Raw genomic sequence first — 5,377 nt, forward strand, 5'->3', positions numbered from 1 at the left:
GGGTTCGCTTGCAGCTTGGTGCCCAAGTATTGGCACTTATGCATGAGTATCACTGCATCGACCCAAGTATCACCGTTGGGGCGAGCGGCATGCTCATATTTTCCAGGCCCAATGGTCTTAATCCTCACACGCCTCGCGTCGAAGATCTTGGCGGTGCAATCGAAGCAATCCGTATCGGTATCACTGCATTCCTACGACATCGCCAGCGTATTAATGAGCTGCGGGCTGGGGCAGAGCCCTTCACTGTTGCGGCAGATCTCTCCCCAAACTTTCAGGACGCGTGCCTAACGACGTGCGTCATGGCGCCATGGTGTCGTCAGCGCGCAGCAGGCCAGGCGTCCGACATGGGGGAGATTGCCAGCGAAGTCCTCGACAACATGTCGATCCAACATGTCATTGGACTGATGACGGGGAGCATCGAGCCTGCAAACGATCATGAGCGGATCGTCGCTATCCGGTTGCGCGAGCTGGCTGCCAAGCACAACACGGAGCAAGTTGCATGAACGCTTTCGACGACACACTTCATCGTGTTATGGCTCGTCATATGAATCGGGCGCTCCCAATGCGTACCTCAAGCGGTCTATCGAGCGACCCGGATGTATCAATAGGTATTGCGACGATCAAGATCGTCACTGAGGAGCAGATTCAGGCCATAGCCTACGGCCCACTCGATGGCGAGCCGGAAGTTATTGTGCGGCTGGATCCGATTGGCCGTGATGTATCCGATCTGGTGCCGTTTGCCAACTTCATGGACCAAACAGCGAATCGCGCATTAGCGGCGGATGGTGCACTCCGCGTTTGGATTCCACACTCCGTGACGTTGGAGGCGCTGGACATCCTCGGGCACCGGTACTGGCAGAATCAGGCCGCACCCGATGCGGTTGTGCGTATGGGCAAGATCTGTCGCATCATCGCGCACGAGGCCACATTCCCTGGACAGCAGGTGGTCGCTGACGCCGCTTCTCTTCTCCAAGATCATATCGTTACTGGCCTTGCGCCGATTGAGGAAGGGCACCTTGGCGCCGTGCTAGCCTGGCTTGACCCGGCTATTCGGGATCCACTCACCGAGGCTCGGGAGCGTATTCGACTTCCCGCTTCGGGCATCCTTCCTAATACGCCCGACCAACCCGCCGATGATCGGGTTGACCGTCTCCGTAAAGAGCTCAAGCGGGCCGCAGGGCCTCACAAAACCGTTATAGAAAAAGAGATCCAAGATATTCTCCGTCGCTGGGTTCTCCGAGAGTGGCAGCTCCTCGTCGAGGCGCGGCGAGCCTTTCTTGCGCTAGATCTTCCTCCCGTACGCTTGGAAGAGTTACTTGAAGACTCGACCAAGCGTATGAGCTATGCGCTTCAAAACGGCCACTTCCCAGCCCGACAGCCACATAAGCTGGCCGCGCTCCTGGCGCAAATGGAGGCAGGGTTAGAGAAAGCCGAGTTGGCAGCCCTGGAAGGTGATCCCATCCTGCGGGACCAAGCTAGGAGTGCTGGTAAAGTTGTGCTCGGTGTCGTGAGTGATGTGCGACAGCCGCGTTCTGGCCGAGCCCCTTGCGACATAGACATCGAGTCCAACCAAGGGGTTATCCGTCTTCGCCTGGACGACAAGGTCAAGGTGGTGGGCACGACTATCACCGGTGTTGTACGTGGAGTCTTTTCCACTCAGTCCGGTGGTACGCGTGTATCGATCCAAATTACCAATGGGGTTCGCCAGACGAGCAGTCTTAGTGTCGGAGCTAAATTAGAGGTAATGCGCGCAGGCTATGGGTTTGTGAACCTTTCTGCGCTCCAACTAGTTAAGCAACGCCAACCTTGGGTCTTCTTCGGTAATGTATCGCCCTGCGTCGCCTCTGGATTCCCTTCAGGTCGCTCTGCGTTGGAGATTGCAGCAGGAATTAGAAAGCCATGACAGCCAGCTTCCAGGCCCTCCAAGAAGTCGCAGACCGCGTACTCAATACAGCTATAGAGCAAGCGATCTTCGGAGCTGCCCCCCTTACTATCGTCAAATCCCCTCCTGGTGCAGGTAAGACTTTCCTAGTTGAATGTGCCTCGGCAGTGGCAACCGATAAACCTGCTATGCGGGTAGTGGTGGTGACGCCTGGTGTAAGTCAGCTTTATGACGTGGTCGATCGTCTTTTGGGCTATAGCCTGCCCCGGCTTGAGCTGGCGCATGCCAAGTTTCGCAGCTTGCCCGACATGCTAGCTGACCGCATCACGGCATCGAGTGGATGGGCAGAAACCTTGAATGTTGGGCCAGGAGTAGTTGTAACTAATGCACATCTTCTCGCGAGTTATCTACACAAACTGAGGCCCGGTACATTCGATTTGATGATCGTCGATGAGGCGTATCAATTGGCTGCGTCGGATTTCATGCCGATATCGGATCTTGCGACGCGAATCATGATGGTGGGCGACCCTGGTCAACTCAATCCTGTAATTTCCGCCGATACTAGTAACCTTGAGGCCAGCAAACATAAGATTCATTGGTCAGCACCTGCTTACGTGCTAGACCGCTTCCCCGAGACCCCGATATTTGAGTTACCGGTTACCCGGCGCCTGTTGCCCGACACCTCAAATATGATCCAGGCGTCCTTCTATCCCGATCTGTCATTCCAGTCGATTGTTGATCCCTGCGATCGGCGGCTGCGTTTTGCCGTATCCGGTATGGAGCCGGCTATCGATCAAGCTCTAGATGCTATTGCCCGTGGAGCAAGTCTTGTCGCTATCACTGTTCCCGGGGGGGCGCCTGCTCATGAGGAGGCAGACCTAGCTGTCGCAGCAGTAATGGCAAAAGTGGCAGACCGACTTTTGGTTAGGCAGGCTGAGTGGGTTGGGCAAAGACGTTTAACCGAAGCCGATATCGGCTGTATTGATCCACACGTTATTGCGGGCGGTGCCATTAGTGACCAGCTTCGCCAATGTGGCCGCGATAAGATTCGTGTCGAAACTGTAGAGCGGTGGCAAGGTCTCCAAACCCCAGTCTCAATTGTTCGTCACCCACTTTCGCTAGCGGGTTCGCCGACTGCTTTTGATCTAGAGGCCGGGCGCTGGTGTGTATCACTGTCGCGTCATCAGCTCGGCTGCATAATTGTAGGGCGAGAATCGATTGCCAGCGTCATTCGTGATTACGTTCACAGCTGTGATACTGTGGCCGCAGGGGCGCGGGATGCCACATGGTTGGGCTATAGAGCTCACCGGACGATATGGAATGTTCTAGCGGAGCAGGGCCGTATTTTTGCGCTCTAACTGCTTAATCTGCGAATCACAGCCTCAATGCGATCAGCGGCCGTCTGTATGTCTTCGTGTTCCCACACTCTGATAACAGTCCATCCAGCCTCGACTAGTTTGAAGTTAGTGTCTCGATCTCGGGCGATATTGGCGTTGATTTTCGCGCGCCACCATTCAGCGTTGCTCTTCGGCCAAGTTCCATGCTCTGGGCAGCCATGCCAGAAACATCCATCCATGAAGACTGCAGTCTTTGACGCTGGGAAGGCGATATCGACCGAGCGGCGGCTACTTACTAACACGCGACGATGCAGACGGAAACGCAATCCGCGGCGGTGTAGCTCGGATCGCAGAGCACGCTCCCTCGGATTATCCCGTTGTGGCGTCCGAGACATCCGTAGGGATGTTGCTTGTGAAGCTGGGGCTGGGAGGTCAACTCTTTTCGATATTCTCGGCATGATGTGCGAGATCATTACGGAACGCTTCCTCGTAGCGCAATTTGCTCTTGACGAGCCTAGAGAGAAAGCCTGAGGTTGCTTTATTCGACAAAGGCATGACCTTGTGTTTGAGAAATGCGGATAGATGCTCATTCGGCACCGCAACCGGCCATTCTGAAACGCGCGATCGGCTGCGTATACCCCCCACCCCCCATGCAGCACTAGGCCAGCCCCCCTCATTAGGTAGATCTTCAGTTTCGCCGATATCGAACTCAGTGGGGGTGAAACTCAGTTGTTCAGCGATCCATTTTGCCATCGGTACACTTACTGCGTTGCCAACCATTTTCCATCGTTTGCGCGCCCCATGGGGATCTACTTCTGAGACATCCGTCCAGCCAGATGTGAAGCCTTGGAGTCGTTCTGCATCTTCAATTGCAGGAGTGGCTATCAATCGACGTCGTGGGAACCAGATGGCTGGCGGTGAGGGTATATGCAGGCCTGACCCCCCCTTCAAAGGCGGCACCGAGTCCACAGCCCATCCAAGCCCTGTATTCCCTTCTGTCCAGTAAAAACCGCAAGCGTGTGAACCACGCGGTCGAGGAGCGGGAGCCTTTGCATCCGAGCCCAATAGAACAGGTCTAGGGTCATGCGTTTTTGAGGCGATAAGAATCACGCGGCGACGGCGCTGGGGTAAACCAAATGCACGTGCGTCGATGGTCCTGTACGCCCAGGAATAGCCCATCTCCTCCAGCGCGCTGGTAATAGAGCGGATTGCACGGCCTCGATCCAGGCTCAGCATAAACGGTACGTTTTCAAGTACAACCCAGCGCGGCGGGGTCTTCTGCTTCCTCAATAGGTAGAAGACTGACTCAACTAGCCCAGAGTTTGGACCGGATATGCCTCTTCGACGCCCCACTTGGCTTAAGTCTTGACAGGGGAAGCCCGCTGTCAGCACGTCACAATCGGGCAAGCCTTTCAAATTGGTGACGTCTGTTGTGATTTCCGTGCTCGGAAAGTGCTTTTTCAGGACGTAACGAGCAAGAGGGTCAAATTCACAAAGCATCGTGCTCTCGTGCCCGGCTTGCCGAAAGCCTTCTTCTAGGCCTCCTATACCAGCGAAGAGACCCGTGACAATTAGCTTTGTTTGCATGGTGAAGCCAGTCGAAACAGCTTGCGCATGCATTGGTTTAGTCGCGCTGTTTGACGCCAGGGTATCGAATTGGAGGCTGCGAGCTTCACAGGCATGGGCGCTCGCCGATGATACGTCCTCAAGCAAATTCATACCTGAACATCCTTAAACAGCGTGTGGCTCTCGCCAGCCATATCAGCGTTGCAGCCCTTAGCCAGAAACAAGGCCAGAGCCATGAGATGGGCGCAATCTGCGCGATAAATTTTATGTCGACTGTGCCGCTCCGATCGGATGAGTCCGGCTCGAGCAAGAGTTGCCAGATGTACCGACATTGTGTTCTGTGGAACGTTGAGCTGGCGAGCCACTTCGCCGGCAGGTAAGCCTTGGGGCTCATGGCTGGCCAACAGCTGAAAGGCGCTAAGTCTAGTGTCCTGGGCAAGTGCGCTAAACAAGGCTACGGCTAGTTCATTATCCATTTATCTATAATAGTAGATGTATTGATGGCGAATCAAACTGCATGTGAATAGTCATCCTTGAGTGCGTGACCCGAATGGCTGCAGCATCTGTGAGAGCACATACGCTGATGGAGACG

6 protein-coding genes are annotated in these 5,377 nt (G+C 55.1%); 3 read left to right on the top strand and 3 right to left on the bottom strand.

The features are described 5' to 3' along the window. From J0A65_RS21295 to J0A65_RS21305, 3 genes are all read left to right on the top strand, one after another. Positions 1–503 (top strand): hypothetical protein (locus tag J0A65_RS21295; RefSeq protein ID WP_206596345.1); only part of this gene is annotated, 503 nt, incomplete at its 5' end. Then, the gene (locus tag J0A65_RS21300) at positions 500–1,903 is read left to right on the top strand and encodes a hypothetical protein (protein WP_206596346.1); all 1,404 of its coding nucleotides are present in this window, start codon (positions 500–502) and stop codon (positions 1,901–1,903) included. The genes J0A65_RS21295 and J0A65_RS21300, both read left to right, overlap by 4 nt. Continuing rightward, positions 1,900–3,240 (top strand): AAA domain-containing protein, encoded by a 1,341-nt coding sequence (locus J0A65_RS21305; RefSeq protein ID WP_206596347.1) that lies wholly within the window; start codon positions 1,900–1,902, stop codon positions 3,238–3,240. Before J0A65_RS21300 ends, J0A65_RS21305 begins: the two co-directional genes overlap by 4 nt. Here the strand turns inward: J0A65_RS21305 and J0A65_RS27965 are convergent. Genes J0A65_RS27965 through J0A65_RS21320 form a run of 3 tightly spaced genes read right to left on the bottom strand, consistent with a single transcriptional unit; the run spans position 3,237 to position 5,261 of the window. Continuing rightward, complete coding sequence (locus J0A65_RS27965) at positions 3,237–3,692, bottom strand: very short patch repair endonuclease (RefSeq protein WP_416135321.1); 456 nt, start codon at positions 3,690–3,692, stop codon at positions 3,237–3,239. The genes J0A65_RS21305 and J0A65_RS27965 overlap by 4 nt on opposite strands. Next, on the bottom strand, positions 3,652–4,938 hold the full coding sequence (locus J0A65_RS21315) for a DNA cytosine methyltransferase (RefSeq protein WP_206596349.1): 1,287 nt from the start codon (positions 4,936–4,938) through the stop codon (positions 3,652–3,654). Before J0A65_RS21315 ends, J0A65_RS27965 begins: the two co-directional genes overlap by 41 nt. Continuing rightward, complete coding sequence (locus J0A65_RS21320; RefSeq protein WP_206596350.1) at positions 4,935–5,261, bottom strand: ArsR/SmtB family transcription factor; 327 nt, start codon at positions 5,259–5,261, stop codon at positions 4,935–4,937. Before J0A65_RS21320 ends, J0A65_RS21315 begins: the two co-directional genes overlap by 4 nt. Positions 5,262–5,377: the final 116 nt, after the last annotated feature.

Origin of the sequence: Bowmanella yangjiangensis (assembly GCF_017255015.1) — a bacterium.
Lineage (GTDB): Bacteria > Pseudomonadota > Gammaproteobacteria > Enterobacterales > Alteromonadaceae > Bowmanella > Bowmanella yangjiangensis.